Below are 19,572 nucleotides of genomic sequence, written 5' to 3' on the forward strand. Positions count from 1 at the left end.
CCTCGTCTGCGGCTACCACCACCGCGAGTTCGAGAAACGCGGATGGCAGGTCGACATCGTCGACGGCCACCCCGAATGGACCCCACCGGCCTGGCTCGATCCCGACCAACAACCCCGCCGCAACACCGCCCACCACCTGCCCGATCGGACGACAGGTGATGCCGAGCCTCCGTGAGCCGGTCAGCCGAAGTGGTCGGGTTCGCGGTCGGCAGGTTGCGCCGGGGCAGTGCGGTAGCGGTAGTCGTGGTGCGTCCGGTAACCGAGGCGCTCGTAGAGGGCGATGGCCGGCGCGTTGTCGGCCGACACCTCGAGATGGCTGCGCAGCGCGCCGTTGGCGAGGCCCCACGACCAGAGCGCGGCGGTCACCGCGCGGGCCAGCCCGCTCCGACGCCGCTCGCTCGCGACCTCGACGGCGGTGACGCCCAGCCACTCCTCGTCGACCGTGCCCCGGCCGATCGCGAGCACCTCGCCGTCGCGCGAGCGGATCGACGCGAAGGCGACGCGCTCGTGCCGGGTCAGGATGCCGCGGGCGTTCGGGTCAGTCCCCTTACCGTCGCGGTAGCGGGTGAGCCAGGCATCGTCCGGCGCCGTGTCGATGAGCACGGGCGCGTCGGGCAGGTCCTCCGCCGAGAGCACGTCGAGGCGCCCGGTCATCACGTGCACGTCGGTGCTGAAGTCCCAGCCGCGCTCGCCCAGCTCGGCGTCGAGCAGCCGGCGCGATTCGGTCGGGATCTGCAGGGTGAGCGGCAGCCCGCGCTCGGCGTACCAGGCGGCGGCCACCGTGAGCGCCTCGTCGAGGGGCACGCCCGGCTGGCGCAGCGGCAGCACCGAGTTGCCGCGCCCGGTGAAGCCGCCTGACGCCCGCAGCAGCCAGCCGCCGAGGTGATCGGTCTCGGCCGCCTGCCAGCCGCGGGCCACGATGTCCTCGAGCGCGAGCTCGTCGGCGGTCGAGGCGGGCACGAGTTTCGCGACGGACACGAGCGCGACCGGGATCTCCACGAGGCCGTTCCGTGTCTCGACGACGGCGGTCTGCGCGTCCAGACCGACCAGGTCGCCGACCACATCACCGAGCAACAGACGGCCGTCCGGAGCGCGATCCACAACGCGGCGCACGGTCACACGCCGACCCACCCAACTTGGTTGAAGCACGAGCGGCATACTAGGCGTGCCCCAACTGCTGTGGATCGCCCCGGAGGAGCGCAGTGACTTACGTGATCGCCGAGCCGTGCGTGGACCTGCTCGACAAGGCCTGCATCGAAGAGTGCCCTGTCGACTGCATCTACGAGGGCGGTCGGATGCTGTACATCCACCCCGACGAGTGCGTCGACTGCGGTGCCTGCGAGCCCGTCTGCCCCGTGGAGGCGATCTTCTACGAGGACGACCTGCCGGCGCAGTGGAGCGAGTACACGAAGGCGAACGTCGACTTCTTCGACGACCTCGGCTCGCCGGGTGGCGCGTCGAAGGTCGGCAAGACCGACGCCGACCCGCAGTGGATCAAGGACCTTCCGCCCGTCGAGCACGACGAGCACTGACGGTTCTCCCACCGCCTCGGCGGTCTGTGGACGACTCCCGCTGACCGCGCGGCGGCGTGCGACCCTCGGGCCGTGCGATTCCGTCGGGTTGCGCCGATTGTCCGGATCCTCGGCCTGGCCGCCTGGTTCGGCGTACCGGTTGCGGACCCTCAGTTCGCAGACGCGCGATCCGTGCCGGGCGGTCCGACCGCGCACCCCGTTGGTGGTCAGGCAGGCCCGCGCCGTGCTGGTGGCGGATCCGGCCGGGCGGTAGGGCTCAGCTCTTCTTGAGCTGGTGCATCGTGGCCACGACGACGGCCTCCGAGGCGGTCGACTTCTTCCAGCCGCCGGTGCGCGTCCACTGCCTGCCGCTGTAGGCCACGCTCTCGATGCCGAGGCGGTCCGCGTTGGCGACGAGCCAGGCGGTGGTCTGCCAGCCGGCACCGGGCACGCGCACCGTACTGCCGACCGCGACCGGCGTGGTGATGCCGAGTTCCTTGCGGGCGAGCGCGGCGACGGTGGCGGGCGGGGCGACCTGCGTCGGCGCCGAGAAGTCACACGTGATCGCGGCCGGCGTCGCACCGCGCAGAGCAGCGGCGAGCACGGTCGCCTCGGGCTCGTGCTGCGCGTAGGCGCTGCCGTCAGCCGAGATCTGCACGGCCTGGATCGCGTCGGCGAGCGGCAGCGTCTGCCAGTTCGGCACCTGGACGAGCTTGGCCAGGAACTCGCGGGTGGCCTCCCCGACGTCGGTGAGGCGCTGGGTGCGGGCGGCGATCGAGTCGGGCAGCCCGGCGATCTTGCCCCAGTCCTGCGACGGCCGCTGCTGGAGAACACCGACGGAGTCGCGGTCGCCGCTGCCCGGCGCAATGTTGGTCAGCTTGCTCTCCTGCAGCGCCGCCGCGAGGGCGAGGACGCCGGCGTGGGCCGGCAGGCGCGGCGTGAACTTCGTCGCCGCGCCGATCATCGCGGCCGCGACGCTCGCCTGCGACGGATCGAGGTCGTAGGCGCCGATCGTGCAGGTGTCAGAGGCGAACTGCGACTTCGCCGACTCCCACAGTCGCGGCAGCCCCCAGACGGCGATCCCGGCGATCGCCACCATGACCACGACGACGACCACTCCGGCCTTGCTGCGTGCCACTGGATCAGTCGTTTGCGTGCAGGGCGTCGTTCAGCGCGATGCCGCCACCGGAGCGCGGGCGGGCCTCGAGGCCGCCGGTCACGCTGTTGCGCCAGAACTGCAGCCCGGGCTGACCCGACAGCTCGACCGCCTTGACGACGCGTCCGTCCGGGAGGGTCAGCTTCGAGCCGGCCGTGATGTACGTGCCGGCCTCCACGATGCAGTCGTCCCCGAGCGAGATGCCGATGCCGGCGTTGGCGCCGATGAGACAGCGCCGCCCGACCGAGATCTGCTCCTTGCCGCCACCCGAGAGCGTCCCCATGATCGACGCCCCGCCGCCGACGTCCGACCCGTCCTCGACGACGACGCCGGCCGAGATGCGGCCCTCGACCATGGACGCGCCGAGGGTGCCGGCGTTGTAGTTCACGAAACCCTCGTGCATGACGGTCGTGCCCACGGCGAGGTGGGCGCCCAGTCGCACGCGGTCGGCGTCGGCGATGCGGACTCCGCTCGGCACGACGAAGTCGGTCATCCGCGGGAACTTGTCGATGCCCGTGACCTGGACTGGGCCCTTGCGGCGCAACGCCAGCCGGGTGCGCTCGAAGCCCTCGACCGGGCACGAGCCGACGCTCGTCCAGACCACGTTGGGCAGCACGCCGAACAGGCCGTCGAGGTTGATCGTGCGGGGCTGGACGAGGCGGTGCGAAAGCAGGTGCAGGCGCAGGTAGGCGTCAGCAGCATCGGCCGGCGGCGCGTCGAGATCGATCTCGCAGACGACGACGTCGATGCGGACGCCGCGTTCCTGCACCGCCTCCTGGCTGCCGGTCAGGGCCGCGAGGTCGTGCGGCGCGCTCGCCGCCCGGGGCAGTTCGCCCAGCGCCGGCTCGGGGAACCAGGTGTCCAGCACCCGATCGGCCGCCTCGCCGCCGGTCACCGTCGTCGACAGGCCGTAGCCCCATGCGCTTCGTTCGCTCACGTCCGAGCCTCGCTGCGCTCGTTCGGGCGGCAGAGCACGATGCCCATGGTTCGTTCGCTTCGTTCGCTCACGCGACAACCCTAACCAGCAGCCCTGTGCGCTCCCCGCGTAGCCTCGCCTGCGTGCTCGATCTGGACGTGGACGCCGCCGCCCTGACCGCTGCCCTCGTGGACGTCGAGTCCGTCTCCGGCAACGAGGCCCGTCTCGCCGATCTCGTCGAGGCGGCGTTGCGGGCCTACCCGAACCTGACGATCGAGCGCGACGGCAACGTCGTCGTCGCCCGCACCGAGCTCGGCCGCGACGAGCGGGTCGTGCTGGCCGGGCACCTCGACACCGTGCCGACGGCCGACAACGTGCCGTCGCGCTGGGACGGCGACCTGCTCTACGGCTGCGGCACCAGCGACATGAAATCCGGCGTCGCAGTCATGCTGCGGGTGGCGCACCTCGTCGGTCGCGGCGAGCTCGACCCGCGGGTCGACCTGACCTGGATCCTGTACGACTGCGAGGAGGTCGAGGCCTCCCGCAACGGCCTGGCCCGCCTGGCCCGCACCCGCCCGGAGGCGCTCGCGGCCGACCTCGCCATCGTGCTCGAGGGCACCGACGGTGACATCGAGGGTGGCTGCCAGGGCACGCTGCGCGTCGCCGTGCGGCTCGTCGGGGTGCGCGCGCACAGCGCCCGATCCTGGCTCGGCACCAACGCGATCCACCTCGCCGCGCCGGTGCTCGCCCGGCTCGCGTCCTACCAACCCCGCGTCGTGGACGTCGACGGGCTGACCTATCACGAGGGCCTCAACGCGGTCGGCATCAGCGGCGGCATCGCCGGCAACGTCATCCCGGACGAGTGCGTCGTGACGGTCAACTACCGCTTCGCCCCCGACCGCTCGGAGGAGGACGCGCTGGCCCACGTGCGCGACGTCTTCCCCGACTTCGACGTCGAGCTGACCGACACCTCGCCGGGCGCACGCCCCGGTCTCGACCAGCCGGTCGCGGCCGAATTCGTCGCGGCCGTCGGCGGTGTACCGCGCGCGAAGCTGGGCTGGACCGATGTCGCCCGCTTCGGCCCGCTCGGCATCCCGGCCGTCAACTTCGGCCCGGGCGACCCGAACCTCGCGCACAAGCCGGAGGAGAACGTCGCCCGGCAGAAGGTGCTCGACGGCGAGGCCGCCCTCGTCCGCTTCCTCTCATGAGGACCGGTCTCTCATGAACACCGGCCTGTCGTGAGCGCTGCGCATGTCGTCGCCGTCCACCGCGACGACCGGCACCGCTTCAGCAAGCCGACGGTCGAGGCGATCACGCTGCGCACCGGCCTCGGCGTCGAGGGCGACGCCCACTTCGGCGCGACGGTGCAGCACCGCTCGCGCGTGCGGCGTGATCCCACCGCTGCGAACCTGCGCCAGGTGCACCTGATCGCGGCCGAGCTGATCGACGAGCTCGTCGCCAATGGCTTCGACGTCGCGCCCGGCGTCATGGGGGAGAACGTGACGACCCGCGGCCTCGACCTGCTCGCGCTGCCCACCGGCACCGTCGTCGGCTTCGGGGCGGGCGCGCTCGTCGAGATCACCGGGCTGCGCAACCCGTGCCGGCAGCTCGACCGTCACGCCCGCGGCCTGCAGAACGCCGTCCTCGACCGGGCGCCCGACGGGACGCTGATCCGCCGGGCGGGGGTCATGGGCATCGTCGTCCGTGACGGCGGGGTGCGCCCCGGCGACCTGCTCGAGGTCCGGGTGCCCGACGCCCCGCACCGCCGGCTCGAACCGGTCTGACGCGACCCGAACATCGCCCGAACCCAGGGTGCACAGCGGATCCCTAGAACTGGAGATGACACGCACTCGCGTGACACCAGTCGAAAGGACCAGCCATGAGATCCGTTCTCACCCGCGCGGCCACCGCCGCCACCGCCCTGACCGCCGGCGCGCTCGCGCTCGCCGCCCCGGCCACCGCGGCCACACCCTCACCGTCGGCCTGTGACCGCGCGCCCTGGGAGGTCAAGGTGCAGGGCACACCCTCGGTCGCCGCCGGGTCGCGCAGCGGCGACTACCTGTTCCACAACAGCACCGGTTTCCACCTGCGGGTCACCCACGCCAACCACGACATGCGCGTCTACAGCGGCCTGGTCAGCAGCACCGCGCCGATGCACATCGACCCGGTGCGGCTCGAGCGGAGCGACACCGTGCGGCTGTCGGCCGACCACCGGACGATGCTGTTCGTCTTCGTCAACCACGGCTACATCGACGGCGTCAACTTCCACACCGACTGCGCGGCCCGGCTCGTCGTCTCGCACCTGCACGTCGGCAACCGCGACCTGCCGGCGAGCCAGGTCTACCTCGGTGCGACGAAGGCCCACCCGGCCCGGGTGCCGTTCGCGGTGCACCGCCTCTGATCGATGCCTCGGGCGCTAACGTCCCAGGCATGAGCAACGCAACCGAGAGCCCGGACCCGCGGGCCGAGCACCAGCGCGGCCCCGTGCTGCTGCGGCGGGGTCAGGTCAAGAGCGGCACCACCGACCAGCGGCTGCTCGATTCGCAGGGCAGTTCCGACTGGGTGCACACCGACCCCTGGCGCGTGCTGCGCATCCAGAGCGAGTTCGTCGAGGGCTTCGGGCTGCTGGCCGAGCTGCCGACCGCGGTGTCGGTCTTCGGTTCGGCCCGCACGCCCCGAGAGCACCCGGAGTACGCCACCGGCGAGGCGCTCGGGGCGGCGCTGGCCCGGGCCGGCTTCGCCGTCATCACCGGCGGCGGGCCCGGGGCGATGGAGGCGGTCAACAAGGGTGCCTCGCAGGCCGGCGGCGTCTCGGTCGGTCTGGGCATCGAGCTGCCGTTCGAGCAGCGGCTCAACGACTGGGTCGACGTCGGGCTGAACTTCCGCTACTTCTTCGCCCGCAAGACCATGTTCGTCAAGTACGCCCAGGCGTTCGTGATCATGCCCGGTGGCTTCGGCACGCTGGACGAGATGTTCGAGGCGCTGACCCTCGTCCAGACCCAGAAGGTCACCCGCTTCCCGGTCGTGCTGTTCGGCCGGTCCTACTGGGCCGGGCTGGTGCAGTGGCTGCGCGACACCGTGCAGCCAGCGGGCAAGGTCGGGGGCGCCGACATCGACCTGATGCACCTGACCGATGACGTGGACGAGGTCGTCGAGCACATCGTCGCCGCCGAGGACCACCGCTCGCGGCAGCGCGCGAACGAGATCGCGGTCGACAACGCTCACCGCCGCACCCACGACGGGCAGTGACCGGTGGCCGCCATCTGCGTGTACTGCTCGTCGTCGGAGTCGATCGACGCGGCGTACCGCGAGCTCGCCGCCGCCGTCGGTGTCCGCCTCGCGGCCGACGGTCACTCGCTGATCTCGGGTGGTGGGCGGGTGTCGATGATGGGTGACGTCGCCCGGGCCGCGCGGGCCGGCGGCGCGCACACGACCGGCGTCATCCCGGAACACCTGATGCCGCTCGAGGTCGCGGACACCGACGCCGACGACCTCGTCGTGGTCGCGACGATGCGCGACCGCAAGCGCGAGATGGACGACCGCGCCGACGCGTTCATCGCGCTGCCCGGCGGGCTCGGCACGCTCGAGGAACTGTTCGAGGTCTGGACGTCGGCCTCGCTCGGTATGCACGAGAAGCCGGTGCTCGTGCTCGACCCCGACGGTTTCTACGCGCCGCTGTGGGAGTACCTGGATGCGCTGCGGGGCAAGGGATTCGTCCGCACGCTGGCTCTGGAGATGCTGCGTCGGGTCGAGACCGTGGACGAGGCGTTCGACCTGCTCGCGATCCTGCTCGACTAGCGGCCGCGCGGCAGCCCGGCGCCGTGCTGCTGGAACCGCATCAGGTGCTCGTTCTCGTAGGCCACCCGATCGCCGGTGCGGTCGAGCTCGCGGAACATCTGCTTGAGCACCCGGACACCGCGGGGCGACTGGGCCGCGACGGCACGGGCCACCTCGATGGCCACCGCCTCGGCCTCGTCGGCCGCGGCGGTGCGGTGCAGCAGGCCGAGCGCAGCCGCCTCGCCGAGGCCGATCGAGCGTCCGGTGAAGACGAGGTCCTTGGCCCGGGCCACGCCGATGAGCGGTGCGAGCCGGGCCGGCCCGACCGGCACGCCGAGGCGGGCGCCGGCCCAGGCCAGCTTCAGGTTGTCGCCGCCGACCCGCAGGTCGGCCCCGGCCACGATCTCGGCGCCGGCCCCCACGCAGTTGCCGACGCAGACCGCGATCACCGGCACCGAGAAGGCGTCGATCGCCGAGTACATACGGGTGAAGGCCGCCATCCGGGCCACGCCGCCGTCCTGGTCGAGCGCCTCGCCGACGTCGGCACCGGCGCAGAACGCGCGGACGTTCGTCGTCGACAGCACCAGGGCGCGCAGCGAGTCGTCGGCGGCCAGGTCGTCGAGCGCATCGTTGAGGACGGCGAGCGCCGGGGAGTCGAGGGCGTTGCGCTTGTCCGGGCGGTTCAGCCGAACGACCTCGATGCCGTCCTCGATGCGCTCGCGCAGCACGGGTGTCATGCGGGCCAGTCCACCACGCGGCCGGCGTCCTACGCTGGCGGGCGTGACGCGTGACATGATCGACGACGAGCGCCGGGCCTTCCTGCTGCACGGCACCCGCACCGGCATCCTGTCGACCGTTCGGGCCGACGGCCGCCCGCACGCCGCTCCGGTCTGGTTCACCCTCGACGGCGACGACGTCGTGTTCATGACCGGCGCCGGCACGGTGAAGGGCCGCAACCTGCAGCGGACGGGGCGCGCGGTGCTCACCGTCGACCGGCCCGAGCCGCCCTTCGACTTCGTCACCGTCGACGGTGCCGTGGAGATCTCGGAGGACCTCGACGTCATGCTGGGCTGGTCGACCGTCATCGGCGGTCGTTACATGGGCGCCGAGCAGGCCGAGGCGTTCGGACGGCGCAACGCCGTGCCGGGGGAGCTGCTCGTCCGGCTCGTCCCCGACAAGATCATCGCCCGGGCGGCCATCGCCGACTGACCCGTCCGGACGGCATGGCACGATCGTCGGGTGCTGCACCTGGTCCTGTACGGGCTGCTGGCGATCATCCTCGCCGGCGGACTCTTCCTGCTCGCCGCGCGCTTCCTGCCCGCCGGCGAGCAGATCGCGCCGCCGCTGCGCGACGAGCCGCCGTGGGACCTGCCGCCCGACCGCGAGCTGGCGCCCGAGGACGTCGACACCGTGCGGTTGCCGGTGGCGCTGCGCGGCTACCGCTTCGCCGAGACCGACCTGCTGCTCGACCGCCTCGCCGCCGAGCTGCGGGCGCGGGACGCCGAGATCGCCCGCCTCCGCGGAGGCGGCGAGCCGGTCCCGTCCGAGGAGGCCGAGCCGGAGCCGGCGGCCGATGCGGAGCTCCCGGCCGAGCCGGTCGGTGACGATGGTCCCGCCTGAGCGCTCCCGCTGCGGCTGGGCGACGTCCGCCCCCGAGTACGTCGCGTACCACGACGACGAGTGGGGCACCGAGTTGCACGGCGACACCGCGCTGTTCGAGCGGATGTCGCTGGAGGCGTTCCAGTCCGGGCTCTCCTGGCTGATCATCCTGCGCAAGCGACCCGGGTTCCGGGCCGCTTTCGCCGGCTTCGACCTCGAGACCGTCGCCGGCTTCGACTCCTCCGACGTCGAGCGCCTGCTCGCCGACGCCGCCATCGTGCGCAACCGGGCCAAGATCGACGCGACGATCTCCAACGCCCGGACGATCCTCGACGCCGTGCCCGAAGGCCTGGACGCGCTGCTGTGGTCGTTCGCCCCGGCCGCGCCCCGCGCGCGCCCGGGCACGCTCGCCGACGTGCCCGCCACCTCGCCCGAGTCGGTAGCGATGGCGAAGGCGCTGAAGGCGCGTGGCCTGCGCTTCGTCGGGCCCACGACCGCCTACGCGCTGATGCAGGCGACGGGGATGGTCGACGACCACGTCGTTACGTGCTGGCGCGCCGGTTAGTCGGGCAGCAGCGGCATCTCCCACCCCGGGTCGCGGTTCAGCAGCACACCTCGCGTGATCGCCGCGGTGCCGAACTTCTCGCGCACCCGGTCGACCGCACCGTCGACGATGCGGGCCTCGACGCCGAACGGCAGCTCGAGCTGCAGCGCGGTGTGGGAGTCGAGGTTGGCCAGCGTGACGCCGATCAGGGTGAGCCCGCGCTCGTCGATCAGCGGCTTCGCCTCGGCCAGCAGCGCGCGCAACGCGCCGACGAACGCGTCGGTGTCGGCGGTCGGGCGGGGCAGCGTGTGCGAGCGGGTGATGCGGGCGAAGTCGTCGAAGCGCAGCCGGAGCACCACGGTGCGGCAGACGCGGTCGGCCCCGCGCAGCCGACGGGCGACCCGGTCGATCAGCCCGACGAGGGTGGCGTCGAGATCGGCCGGGCTCAGCCGGCGCCGGCCGAGCGCGCGCTGCGAGCCGATCGAGCGGCGCCGGCGGCCGACCTCGACCGGCCGCGGGTCGCGGTTGTGGGCGAGCGCGTGCAGGTGCCGGCCCGAGCCGCGGCCGAGCATCGCGACGAGCGAGCGCTCCTCGAGCTGGGCGACCTCGCCGACCGTCGTGATGCCGCGCTCGGCCAGCCTGGCCGCGGTCTTGGCGCCGACGCCCCACAGCTTCTGTACCGGCAGCGGGTGCAGGAAGCCGAGCTCGCCCTCGGTCGGCACCAGCAGCAGGCCGTCGGGCTTGGCGATGCCGCTGGCCACCTTGGCCAGGAACTTGGTGCGGGCGACGCCGACGGTGATCGGCAGACCGACCCGCTCGCGGACGTCGGCCCGCAGTTTCACCGCGATCTCGACCGGGGAGCCGGAAACCGCGGCCAGGCCGCCGACGTCGAGGAACGCCTCGTCGATCGAGATGCCCTCGACGAGCGGGGTCACGTCGTCGAAGACGGCGAAGACGGCCTTGCTCGCCTCGGAGTAGGCCTCGAAGCGGGGCGCGACGATCAGCGCCTGCGGGCAGAGCTCCCGGGCCTGCCGCCCGCCCATCGCCGAACGGACCCCGAACGCCTTGGCCTCGTAGCTCGCGGCCAGCACCACGCCGCCGCCGACGATGACCGGCCGCCCGCGCAGCGACGGGTCGTCGCGCTGCTCGACGGAGGCGTAGAACGAATCCAGGTCGGCGTGCAGGATGTGCTCACCCGACCGCTGCCCGCCCGACGACACGAACACATGTTCGCATTGCCGACCGACAATTCCCAGACCTCAGCGGCCGACGAACACCGGCTTCTGCTTGGCGACGAACGCGGCGGTCGCGGCGGGGTGATCCTCGGTGTGGCCCATGGCGACCTGTAGCTCGCCCTCCTTGGCGAGCGCCGACTCCAGGTCGGACGTCGCGGCGTAGGAGATCGACTGCTTGATCGCGGCGTAGGCGGCGGTCGGGCCCTGGGCCAGCCGGGCGGCGAGTTCCTGGGCGGCCGGCAGCAGGTGGTCGGGCTCGACGACGGCGTTGACGAGCCCCATCTCCAGCGCCGACTCGGCACTGATCGGCTCGGCCAGGATCGACAGCGCCAGCGCGCGGGCCGAGCCGATGAGCCGCGGCAGGGTCCACGAGACGCCGCTGTCCAGCGTCAGCCCCACGTTCGCGAAGGCGAGCAGGAAGCCGGCGGTCTTGGCCGCGATGCGGAAGTCGCAGGCGAAGGTGAGGCCCGCGCCGGCGCCGGCGGCCATGCCGTTGACCGCGGCGATGACCGGCTTGGGCATGCGGGCGAGCGTGAGCACCAGCGGGTTGTAGTGGTCGGTGACCGTCGACAGCGGAGACGGGTCGCCCGCCTCGATCAGCGCGACGTGCTCGCGCAGGTCCTGCCCCACGCAGAAGCCGCGGCCGGTGCCGGCGAGGACGACGGCTCGCACCGACGGGTCGCCGGACACGTCGCGGGTGGCCTCGAGCAGCGCCTCCTTGAGCTCCACCGACAGCGAGTTCATCGATTCCGGCCGGTTGAGCGTCAGGGTGGCGACGCCCTCCGATCGATCCACCAGCAGCACGTCGCTCACGTCGAAGTTCCTCGCCTCTTGATCGTCGGTCGGGGCCGTCGCTCGACGCTACCTCCCCCCGGGGTTGGGCGAACTGCCCGCCATGCGGGAGAATGGTGGGCAAGCTGGCGCTGCACGGTCTGCGCCGGGCGACGTTTTGTCGGGAACGTGAGCGTGCGGCTCACCGGAGGAGGTTCGCATGGCGGCCATGAAGCCGCGGACGGGCGACGGCCCGCTCGAAGTGACGAAGGAAGGCCGCGGCATCGTGATGCGCGTGCCGCTCGAGGGCGGTGGGCGTCTGGTGGTCGAGATGTCGCCGGACGAGGCGGCCGCTCTGGGCGATGCCCTGAAGGCGGTCGGCAACTAGAACCGCTCTTCGACTTCACCGACCCCGGCCCGTTCATCGGGCCGGGGTCGGCGTCTGTCCGGCGCCGGGGCAGGATCGGGGCATGCTCGAGTTCCGCTGCACCCCGTCCGACCCGTCGGCCCGGGCTCTCGACATTCCCGCGGACCCGGCCGCCGCCCGGGGCGCGGCCGGCGCCCTCGCCCGCGACCTGGCGGACGGGCCGAGCACCGTCGCGGTCGACGGCCTCGACGGTGCCCGGCTCGCCGCGGTCGTCGAGGGGCTCGCGCTCGGTGCACACCGGCTCTCCGGCGGCGGCCCGACCGTCGTCGAACTCGCGGGCGCCGACTCCGACGCCGGCCGCAGTGCCGTCGAGCGGGGCCGGGACGCCGCCGCCGCCACCCTCTGGGCCCGGACGCTGGCCAACACCCCGGCCGACACCGCGACCCCGGCCTGGCTCGCGGCGCAGGCCGAGCGGGAGCTGGCGCCACTCGGGGTGCAGGTCACTGTCCGAGAACCCGGCTGGCTGGCCGAGCACGGCTTCGCCGGCGTGCTCGCGGTCGGTGGCGGGTCGGCCTCGCCGCCGCGACTGATCGAGGCGTCCTGGCAGCCGTCGGGGGCGCGGGGCGACGTCCACCCGATCGTCGTCGGCAAGGGCATCACCTTCGACACCGGCGGCGTGAACCGCAAGGTCGGTGAGGGCATGCGGACGATGCACACGGACATGGCCGGGGGCGCGGCTGCGCTGGCCGCGCTGCGGCTCGTGGCCTCGCGCCGGCTGCCGGTGCGCCTCACCGTGCTGGTGCCGGCGGCCGAGAACGCGCTGTCCGGCTCCTCGTACCGGCCGGGCGACGTCATCCGCCACTACGGCGGGCGCACCAGCGAGATCGCGAACACCGACGCCGAGGGGCGCATCGTGCTCGCCGACGCGCTGGCCTACGCCGCGGCCCGGCTGCACCCGTCGGCCCTGGTCGACATCGCGACCCTCACCGGCGCGGTGAAGGTGGCGCTCGGCCTGCGCACGGCCGGGGTGTTCGCGACGTCCGATGCGGTGGCCGACGGGCTGGTCGCGGCCGGCGCCGTCACCGGTGAGCCCCTGTGGCGCCTGCCGCTCCCGACCGAATACGAGTCGACGCTCCAGTCGTCGGTGGCCGACGCGACCAACGCGCCCGGCAACCCGGGCGCGATCACGGCCGCGCTGTTCCTGCGCCACTTCGCCGGCGGGGTCCCGTGGGCGCACCTCGACATCGCCGGCACCGCCCGGGCCCCGGCCGACGACGGGCTGCTCTCCCGCGGCGCCACCGGCTTCGGCGCCCGCCTGCTCGCCGACTGGGTGGAATCGCTGGCGTGAGTCCCGACGTGACCGAACTCGTCCTGCCCTTCGTCATCCGCATCGAGCGCGAGACACCGCCGACCCGGACCGACGCGCTGGAGGCCGCCGCCTCGGCCGTGCTGCGGATGCTCACCGGCCACCGCCCCGAGTGGGCCGAGGCGGTCGACACGTGGGACGGCCAGCGCATCCGCAAGGTCGTGCGGCGCGCCCGCAAGGCCGAGTGGCGGCGCGCGCTGACCGTCGACGGGCTCGACGTCGTGCACGGGTCGGCCGAGTTGCGCGTCTACCCGCCGGTGCCCATCGACGCCTGGCCGCCGGAGCTGTCGCGCCTGCAGGTCGGCGGCACGAACCTCACCGACCCCGAGCCGCCCGGCCCGAGCGCCGACGGCGTCCCGGTCGTGCTGCTCTCGCCCCACGCCGAGATGACCACCGGCAAGGCGATGGCCCAGGCGGCCCATGCCGCCCAACTCGGCTGGTGGGCGAGCTCCGAACCCGCCCGCCGCGCCTGGCTGGCCGCCGGTCTGGCCGTGGCCGTCCGCGACGCGACGCCGCAGCAGTGGGCCGCCGGCCTCGCCTCGGGCGCGCCCGTCGTGCACGACGGCGGCTTCACCGAGGTCGAGCCCGGCACCGCCACCGCTCTCGTCGCGCTGCCCGGCCGCTGAGACCCCGGACCGCCGCCGGGCCGGAGCAGGGGGTGGTCATGACCGCCGGAATCAGCGGGCGACGGCCTCGTAGAGCTCGACGGTGCGGTGGGCGATGGTGTCCCAGCCGAACTCGTGGATCGCCCGCTCGCGGCCGGCGAGGCCCATCGCAGTGGCCCGCACCGGGTCGGCGCAGAGCGTGTTCACGGCGTCGGCGAGCACCGACTCGAACTCGTCGGTGGGCACGGCGTGGTAGGGCACCAGCAGGCCGGTGAGGCCGTCGGCGACGACCTCGGGGATGCCGCCGACCGCGCTCGCGACGACCGCGGTCTCGCAGGCCATCGCCTCGAGGTTCACGATGCCGAGCGGCTCGTAGACCGAGGGGCACACGAAGACAGTTGCGTGCGTGAGCAGCTCGCCCAGCTGGTCGCGGGGCAGCATGTCCTGGATCCAGACCACGCCGCTGCGGGTGCTCGCGAGGTGCTCGACGAGCCCACTGATCTCGGCGGCGATCTCGGGGGTGTCCGGCGCGCCCGCGCAGAGCACGAGCTGCACCTCGGGGTCGAACTGCTCGGCGGCGCGGAGCAGGTGGGCGAGCCCCTTCTGCCGGGTGATCCGTCCGACGAAGATCGCGTAGGGACGGTCGGGGTCGATGCCGTGCCGGGCCAGCGCGTCGTCACCCGGCACCGGTGCGTAGAGGTCGGTGTCGATGCCGTTGTGGATGACGTGCACCTTGGCCGGGTCGACGAAGGGGTACGCGTCGAGGACGTCGGCCCGCATGCCGTAGGAGACCGCGACGATCGCGTCGGCGGTCTCGTAGCCCTGCCGCTCGGCCCACGACGACACGCGGTAGCCGCCGCCGAGCTGCTCGGCCTTCCACGGCCGCTGCGGCTCGAGCGAGTGCGCCGACAGCACGTGCGGGATGTCGTGCAGCCGGCTGCCCAGCACACCGGCCACGTTCGCGTACCAGGTGTGCGAGTGCAGGACGTCGGCCCCGCCGACCGCCGCCGCCATCTCCAGATCGACCCCGAGCGTGCGGAGCGCGCTGTTCGCCTCGGCCAGTCCGGAGGGTGTCGCGTAGGAGAACACGCCCGGCTCGTCGCGGGGTTGTCCGAAGCAGTGGACGTCGACATCGACCAGTCGCCGTAGCTCGCGGACCAGGAATTCGACGTGGACCCCGGCCCCCCCGTAGACCTCCGGCGGATATTCGCGGGAAAGCACGGCGACTCTCATGGTCCACACCGTAGCCACTCGCACTAGGGTGTGGCGTATGGCGCGTGAGCCGCGGGTTCTCGGCATCGTCCTGGCGGGCGGTGAGGGTAAACGGCTGTGGCCTCTGACGGCTGACCGGGCCAAGCCCGCCGTGCCGTTCGGGGGCAACTACCGGCTGGTCGACTTCGTCCTGTCGAACCTCGTCAACGCGGGGTATCTGCGCATCTGTGTGCTGACGCAGTACAAGTCGCACTCGCTCGACCGGCACATCACCCAGACCTGGCGCATGTCGACGGTGCTGGGCAACTACATCACCCCGGTGCCGGCCCAGCAGCGTCTCGGGCCGCGCTGGTACACCGGCAGCGCCGACGCGATCCTGCAATCGGCCAACCTGATCTATGACGACAAGCCCGACTACATCATCGTGTTCGGCGCCGACCACGTGTACCGCATGGACCCGCGCCAGATGGTGAACCAGCACATCGAGTCCGGGGCGGGAGCCACCTGCGCCGGCATCCGGGTGCCGCGCTCCGAGGCCCACGCCTTCGGGGTCATCGACGCCGATCCCGACCGGCGCATCATCGACTTCCTGGAGAAGCCGTCGGAGCCGCCCGGTCTGCCCGACAGCCCAGACGAGAGCTACGCGTCGATGGGCAACTACGTCTTCACCACGGAGGCGCTGCTCGAGGCCCTCAAGGAGGACGCCGACGACGAGCAGTCGGTGCACGACATGGGCACCAACATCATGCCGATGATGGTGAAGAAGGGGTCGGCCTACGTCTACGACTTCGCCGACAACGACGTGCCCGGCGCCGAGGAGCGCGACCGCGGCTACTGGCGCGACGTCGGGACGCTGGACGCCTACTACGACGCGCACGTCGACCTCGTCGCGGTGCACCCGATCTTCAACCTCTACAACCAGCAGTGGCCGATCTACACCCATCACCCGCAGCTGCCGCCGGCCAAGTTCGTCGAGGGGGGTATCGCCCAGGAGTCGATGGTCGGCGCGGGCGCGATCATCGCCGGCGCGACGGTGCGGCACAGCGTCATCGCCTCCAACGTGCGGCTCGCCTCGGGCGCGTACGTCGAGGGATCGGTGCTCATGGAGGGCGTCCAGGTCGGCCGCGGTGCGGTGGTGCGCCGGGCGATCCTGGACAAGGACGTCGTAGTGCCCGAAGGCGCGCACATCGGGCTCGAGCCCGATCTCGACCGCGCGCGGTACCACGTCTCCGAGGGCGGCATCGTCGTGCTCGGCAAGACGCAGCTCGCGTTGCCCTGATCGAACTGAGAATCTGGAGAGGTAACGGTTGTGTTGCCTCGCTGACGAGCGTTGCGCGAAGTGGATAAGGTATGTCGCCAACGCCAATTAGGAGTCTTCGTGCTGTCACGCCCCACCGTCATCGCCGCCTCGATCGCTGCGCTGACCGGCCTCCTGCTCTCCGCCTGCGCCAGCAACACCGAGGGTGGTTCCGGCCCCACAGGGTCGGTCTCCGCCACGGTGAGCAAGCAGGCCACCCTCGCCGACCTCGTCCCGGCCAAGATCAAGTCGGCCGGCACCCTCGTCGTCGGCGTCAACGTGCCGTACTCGCCGAACGAGTACGTCTCCAACGGGAAGGTGGTGGGCTTCGATGTCGACCTGATGGACGCCACCGCCAAGGTGCTCGGGCTCAAGACCTCCTACCGCCAGGCCGCGTTCGAGAAGATCGTGCCCGCGGTCAAGGCCGGCACCTTCGACATCGGCATGTCGTCGTTCACCGACACCAAGGAGCGGGAGAAGACCGACGACTTCGTCACCTACTTCAGCGCCGGTTTCCTGTGGGCCACCCGTAAGGGCAAGACGGTCGATCCGACGAACGCCTGCGGCCTCACCATCTCGGTGCAGTCGACGACCACCGAGCAGCTCCAGGAGCTCCCGGCCCTGAGCAAGGCGTGCACCAAGGCGGGCAAGAAGGCCATCAAGATCCTCAGCTACACCAGTCAGGACGACGCCACCAACGCGGTCGTCCTCGGCAAGGCCGACGCGATGTCGGCCGACTCGCCGGTCACCGCCTACGCCATCAAGCAGAGCGCGGGCAAGCTCGTGCAGGCCGGCCCGATCACCGAGGCCGCGCCGTACGGCTGGCCGATCCAGAAGGGCTCGACCCTCGTGCAGGCGATGCAGAAGGCCTTGCAGTCGCTGATGGACAACGGTGCCTACCTGCAGATCTGCACCAAGTGGGGCGTGCAGTCCGGCGCGATCAAGACCGCCGCGATCAACGGGGCGACGAGCTGACGCACATCGGGTCCAGGGTCGAGGTCGCCGGCGCGGGGAACGCGTCCGGCGACCCGATCAAGGCTGTCCCGCTGCGCCGGCCGGGCCGCTGGATCGCCGCCTTCGTGGTGCTGGCGCTGCTCGTGCTCTTCGTCTACGGCGCGGCGACCAACGACAACTTCCAGTGGGATACGTACCGCAAGTACGTCTTCGACAAGCGCATCTCCGAGGGCGCCTGGGTCACCGTCCAGGTGACGTTCTGGGCAATGCTGATCGGTGTCGTCCTCGGCGTCGTCCTGGCCGTCATGCGCCTCACGCCGAACCCGGTGCTGCAGAGCGTGTCCTGGCTGTACCTGTGGATCTTCCGAGGGACGCCGGTGTACGTCCAACTCGTGTTCTGGGGCCTGTTCACGTCGCTCTACCCGCACATGGCGTTCGGTATCCCGTTCGGCCCGCGGTTCGTCCACTTCGACATCCAGACCGTCGACGCCGCGTTCTTCTTCGCGACCATCGGGCTCGGACTCAACGAGGCGGCCTACATGGCCGAGATCGTGCGAGCCGGCATCTCGTCGGTCGACGAGGGGCAGACCGAGGCCGCCTGTGCCCTCGGCATGTCCTGGGGGCTGACCATGCGACGCGTCGTGCTGCCGCAGGCGATGCGGGTCATCATCCCGCCGACCGGCAACGAGCTGATCAGCATGCTGAAGACGACCTCGCTCGTGGTCGCCGTGCCGCTGAGCACCGACCTGTACAACCAGCAGGCCCAGATCGCCGGCGTGATCTTCCGGCCGATCCCGCTGCTGATGGTCGCGGCCACGTGGTATCTCGCCATCACCAGCGTGCTGATGGTCGGCCAGTACTTCCTGGAGAAGCGCTTCTCCCGGGGCGCGTCCCGCAAGCTGACCGGGCGGCAGCTCGAGGCGCTGGCCAACGCCATGCATGTCACCGGCGGTGGCATGTGAGCGAGCCGATGGTGCGCGCGACCTCGGTCGAGAAGGCGTTCGGTGGCCTCAAGGTGCTCAAGGGCATCGACATCACCGTCCAGCGGGGCGAGGTGGCGTGCCTGGTCGGGCCGTCCGGTTCGGGCAAGACGACATTCCTGCGCTGCGTCAACCACCTGGAGCAGATCACCGGCGGCCGCCTCTACGTCGACGGCGTGCTGATGGGCTACCGCGAGCGTGGCGACAAGCTGCACGAGATGTCGCCGCGCGATGCCGGCAAGCAGCGCCGCGACATCGGCATGGTCTTCCAGCACTTCAACCTGTTCCCGCACATGACCGCGCTGCAGAACATCATCGAGGCCCCGACCCAGGTGCGCGGGGTCAAGAAGAGCGAGGCGATCGAGACCGCCCGCGGGCTGCTCGCCCGGGTGGGTCTCGACGGCAAGGAGAAGGCCTACCCGGCCCAGCTCTCGGGCGGGCAGCAGCAGCGCGTCGCCATCGCCCGCGCGCTCGCCATGAAGCCCAAGCTGATGCTCTTCGACGAGCCCACCTCGGCGCTCGACCCCGAGCTCGTCGGCGAGGTCCTCAAGGTGATGCGGCAGCTGGCCGTGGACGGCATGACGATGATCGTGGTGACCCACGAGATGGGGTTCGCCCGCGAGGTGGCCGACCGCGTGGTCTTCATGGACGGCGGTGTCGTCGTCGAGGAGGGCCCACCCAGCGAGGTCATCTCCAACCCCCAGCACGAACGCACCAGGACCTTCCTGCGGCGGATGCGCCAGGAGGAACACGCGGAGGAACAGGTCTGATGGCGTTCGGCCTGGGCGTCGTCACCGTGAGGGGTCAGTCGATGGAGCCGACCCTGCACACCGGCGACCGCATGGTGGTGCTGCGCGGCGCCCCGCCCCGCCTGGGAGGGCTGGCGATCGTGCGACTTCCCCCGGACGCCGATGGCGCTCCGAGGCCCCTTGCCGTCAAGCGGGTCACGGGGCGCGACCCTGCCGACCCGAGCCGGTTCTGGGTCGAGAGCGACAACCAGTCGGCACCCGGGCGTGCGGACTCCTGGACCCACGGCATCGGTTCGCTGGCTCGTGACCAGATCCGCGCGCTGGTCCTGTTCCGGCTGCCCACGCGCCTGCCGTTGGGCCGCCTGCGGCACCGACCGCCCCGCTGAGGAGGCACGCGGCATACCTGCGCGTCGTATGCCGCATGGAACGGCCGCCTCGGAGCGGGGCACCCAGCACCTCGGTCGGGGGCACCGTGCGACCCGCCGAGGGGCGGGGTAGGTTGAACAGGCACGTGATCATCCGTCTCGCAGAAG

At 71.9% G+C, this 19,572-nt stretch carries 24 protein-coding genes; 17 read left to right on the forward strand and 7 right to left on the reverse strand.

What is annotated here, in order from left to right; all coding sequences use genetic code 11:
• Positions 1-180 precede the first annotated feature (180 nt).
• Positions 181-1,101, reverse strand: a complete 921-nt coding sequence (locus tag VGN18_RS20025) for a GNAT family N-acetyltransferase (protein WP_327541494.1) — start codon at positions 1,099-1,101, stop codon at positions 181-183.
• A gap of 101 nt (positions 1,102-1,202) precedes the next feature.
• On the opposite strand from VGN18_RS20025, the gene fdxA reads away from it, so the two are divergent.
• Positions 1,203-1,532: a ferredoxin gene (gene fdxA / locus VGN18_RS20030; RefSeq protein WP_327541495.1), complete on the forward strand. Its 330-nt coding sequence runs from the start codon at positions 1,203-1,205 to the stop codon at positions 1,530-1,532.
• Positions 1,533-1,788: 256 nt separating this feature from the next.
• Here fdxA and VGN18_RS20035 read toward each other — a convergent pair whose 3' ends face one another.
• Together VGN18_RS20035 and dapD are read right to left on the reverse strand one after the other, a co-directional pair.
• On the reverse strand, positions 1,789-2,649 hold the full coding sequence (locus tag VGN18_RS20035) for a hypothetical protein (RefSeq protein WP_327541496.1): 861 nt from the start codon (positions 2,647-2,649) through the stop codon (positions 1,789-1,791).
• A gap of 4 nt (positions 2,650-2,653) precedes the next feature.
• On the reverse strand, positions 2,654-3,604 hold the full coding sequence (gene dapD, locus VGN18_RS20040; RefSeq protein WP_327541497.1) for a 2,3,4,5-tetrahydropyridine-2,6-dicarboxylate N-succinyltransferase: 951 nt from the start codon (positions 3,602-3,604) through the stop codon (positions 2,654-2,656).
• Between the two features lie 122 nt (positions 3,605-3,726).
• On the opposite strand from dapD, the gene dapE reads away from it, so the two are divergent.
• From dapE to VGN18_RS20065, 5 genes are all read left to right on the forward strand, one after another.
• The gene (dapE, locus tag VGN18_RS20045) at positions 3,727-4,791 is read left to right on the forward strand and encodes a succinyl-diaminopimelate desuccinylase (RefSeq protein WP_327541498.1); all 1,065 of its coding nucleotides are present in this window, start codon (positions 3,727-3,729) and stop codon (positions 4,789-4,791) included.
• 30 nt (positions 4,792-4,821) lie between these two features.
• Entirely contained in the window at positions 4,822-5,367 is a 546-nt protein-coding gene (locus tag VGN18_RS20050; protein ID WP_327541499.1) for an MOSC domain-containing protein, read from the forward strand.
• Between the two features lie 95 nt (positions 5,368-5,462).
• The gene (locus VGN18_RS20055) at positions 5,463-5,984 is read left to right on the forward strand and encodes a hypothetical protein (protein WP_327541500.1); all 522 of its coding nucleotides are present in this window, start codon (positions 5,463-5,465) and stop codon (positions 5,982-5,984) included.
• A gap of 29 nt (positions 5,985-6,013) precedes the next feature.
• Positions 6,014-6,832, forward strand: coding sequence for a TIGR00730 family Rossman fold protein (locus VGN18_RS20060; RefSeq protein ID WP_327541501.1), 819 nt, complete (start codon positions 6,014-6,016; stop codon positions 6,830-6,832).
• Positions 6,833-6,835: 3 nt separating this feature from the next.
• On the forward strand, positions 6,836-7,381 hold the full coding sequence (locus VGN18_RS20065; RefSeq protein ID WP_327541502.1) for a TIGR00730 family Rossman fold protein: 546 nt from the start codon (positions 6,836-6,838) through the stop codon (positions 7,379-7,381).
• Here the strand turns inward: VGN18_RS20065 and VGN18_RS20070 are convergent.
• Positions 7,378-8,097, reverse strand: a complete 720-nt coding sequence (locus tag VGN18_RS20070) for an enoyl-CoA hydratase/isomerase family protein (RefSeq protein ID WP_327541503.1) — start codon at positions 8,095-8,097, stop codon at positions 7,378-7,380. The genes VGN18_RS20065 and VGN18_RS20070 overlap by 4 nt on opposite strands.
• A gap of 43 nt (positions 8,098-8,140) precedes the next feature.
• On the opposite strand from VGN18_RS20070, the gene VGN18_RS20075 reads away from it, so the two are divergent.
• From VGN18_RS20075 to VGN18_RS20085, 3 genes are read left to right on the forward strand one after another with little or no spacing between them, the layout of a single operon-like run.
• Positions 8,141-8,569, forward strand: coding sequence for a PPOX class F420-dependent oxidoreductase (locus VGN18_RS20075; protein ID WP_327541504.1), 429 nt, complete (start codon positions 8,141-8,143; stop codon positions 8,567-8,569).
• Positions 8,570-8,599: 30 nt separating this feature from the next.
• Positions 8,600-8,980, forward strand: coding sequence for a DivIVA domain-containing protein (locus VGN18_RS20080; protein WP_327541505.1), 381 nt, complete (start codon positions 8,600-8,602; stop codon positions 8,978-8,980).
• Entirely contained in the window at positions 8,967-9,524 is a 558-nt protein-coding gene (locus VGN18_RS20085) for a DNA-3-methyladenine glycosylase I (RefSeq protein WP_327541516.1), read from the forward strand. The genes VGN18_RS20080 and VGN18_RS20085 overlap by 14 nt, the downstream gene beginning before the upstream one ends.
• Here VGN18_RS20085 and dinB read toward each other — a convergent pair.
• Together dinB and VGN18_RS20095 are read right to left on the reverse strand one after the other, a co-directional pair.
• Positions 9,521-10,729, reverse strand: a complete 1,209-nt coding sequence (dinB, locus tag VGN18_RS20090; RefSeq protein ID WP_349259975.1) for a DNA polymerase IV — start codon at positions 10,727-10,729, stop codon at positions 9,521-9,523. The genes VGN18_RS20085 and dinB overlap by 4 nt on opposite strands.
• A gap of 33 nt (positions 10,730-10,762) precedes the next feature.
• Positions 10,763-11,551 (reverse strand): enoyl-CoA hydratase-related protein, encoded by a 789-nt coding sequence (locus tag VGN18_RS20095; protein WP_327541507.1) that lies wholly within the window; start codon positions 11,549-11,551, stop codon positions 10,763-10,765.
• Between the two features lie 178 nt (positions 11,552-11,729).
• Here VGN18_RS20095 and VGN18_RS20100 point away from each other — a divergent pair, with 178 nt between their 5' ends.
• The 3 genes from VGN18_RS20100 (at position 11,730) to VGN18_RS20110 (ending at position 13,868) form a co-directional block, all read left to right on the forward strand.
• Positions 11,730-11,897 (forward strand): DUF3117 domain-containing protein, encoded by a 168-nt coding sequence (locus VGN18_RS20100; RefSeq protein ID WP_327541508.1) that lies wholly within the window; start codon positions 11,730-11,732, stop codon positions 11,895-11,897.
• Between the two features lie 82 nt (positions 11,898-11,979).
• On the forward strand, positions 11,980-13,224 hold the full coding sequence (locus tag VGN18_RS20105; protein ID WP_327541509.1) for a leucyl aminopeptidase family protein: 1,245 nt from the start codon (positions 11,980-11,982) through the stop codon (positions 13,222-13,224).
• Positions 13,221-13,868, forward strand: a complete 648-nt coding sequence (locus VGN18_RS20110) for a peptidyl-tRNA hydrolase (protein ID WP_327541510.1) — start codon at positions 13,221-13,223, stop codon at positions 13,866-13,868. Before VGN18_RS20105 ends, VGN18_RS20110 begins: the two co-directional genes overlap by 4 nt.
• A gap of 51 nt (positions 13,869-13,919) precedes the next feature.
• On the opposite strand, the gene glgA is transcribed toward VGN18_RS20110, so the two are convergent.
• Positions 13,920-15,080 carry a glycogen synthase gene (gene glgA / locus VGN18_RS20115; RefSeq protein WP_327541511.1) on the reverse strand — a complete coding sequence of 387 codons (1,161 nt, stop codon included), beginning with the start codon at positions 15,078-15,080 and terminating at the stop codon, positions 13,920-13,922.
• Positions 15,081-15,117: 37 nt separating this feature from the next.
• Between glgA and glgC the strand changes: the two genes are divergently transcribed.
• The 5 genes from glgC to VGN18_RS20140 all read left to right on the forward strand — a co-directional run bounded on the left by glgC (position 15,118) and on the right by VGN18_RS20140 (position 19,425).
• Positions 15,118-16,338 carry a glucose-1-phosphate adenylyltransferase gene (glgC, locus tag VGN18_RS20120; RefSeq protein WP_327541512.1) on the forward strand — a complete coding sequence of 407 codons (1,221 nt, stop codon included), beginning with the start codon at positions 15,118-15,120 and terminating at the stop codon, positions 16,336-16,338.
• 99 nt (positions 16,339-16,437) lie between these two features.
• On the forward strand, positions 16,438-17,331 hold the full coding sequence (locus VGN18_RS20125; protein WP_327541513.1) for an ABC transporter substrate-binding protein: 894 nt from the start codon (positions 16,438-16,440) through the stop codon (positions 17,329-17,331).
• Between the two features lie 5 nt (positions 17,332-17,336).
• On the forward strand, positions 17,337-18,272 hold the full coding sequence (locus VGN18_RS20130) for an amino acid ABC transporter permease (RefSeq protein ID WP_349259976.1): 936 nt from the start codon (positions 17,337-17,339) through the stop codon (positions 18,270-18,272).
• 8 nt (positions 18,273-18,280) lie between these two features.
• Complete coding sequence (locus VGN18_RS20135; protein WP_327541517.1) at positions 18,281-19,060, forward strand: amino acid ABC transporter ATP-binding protein; 780 nt, start codon at positions 18,281-18,283, stop codon at positions 19,058-19,060.
• Positions 19,060-19,425, forward strand: a complete 366-nt coding sequence (locus tag VGN18_RS20140) for a S24/S26 family peptidase (protein WP_327541515.1) — start codon at positions 19,060-19,062, stop codon at positions 19,423-19,425. Before VGN18_RS20135 ends, VGN18_RS20140 begins: the two co-directional genes overlap by 1 nt.
• Positions 19,426-19,572: the final 147 nt, after the last annotated feature.

Origin of the sequence: Jatrophihabitans sp., assembly GCF_036000465.1 — a bacterium.
Taxonomy (GTDB): Bacteria; Actinomycetota; Actinomycetes; order Mycobacteriales; family Jatrophihabitantaceae; genus Jatrophihabitans.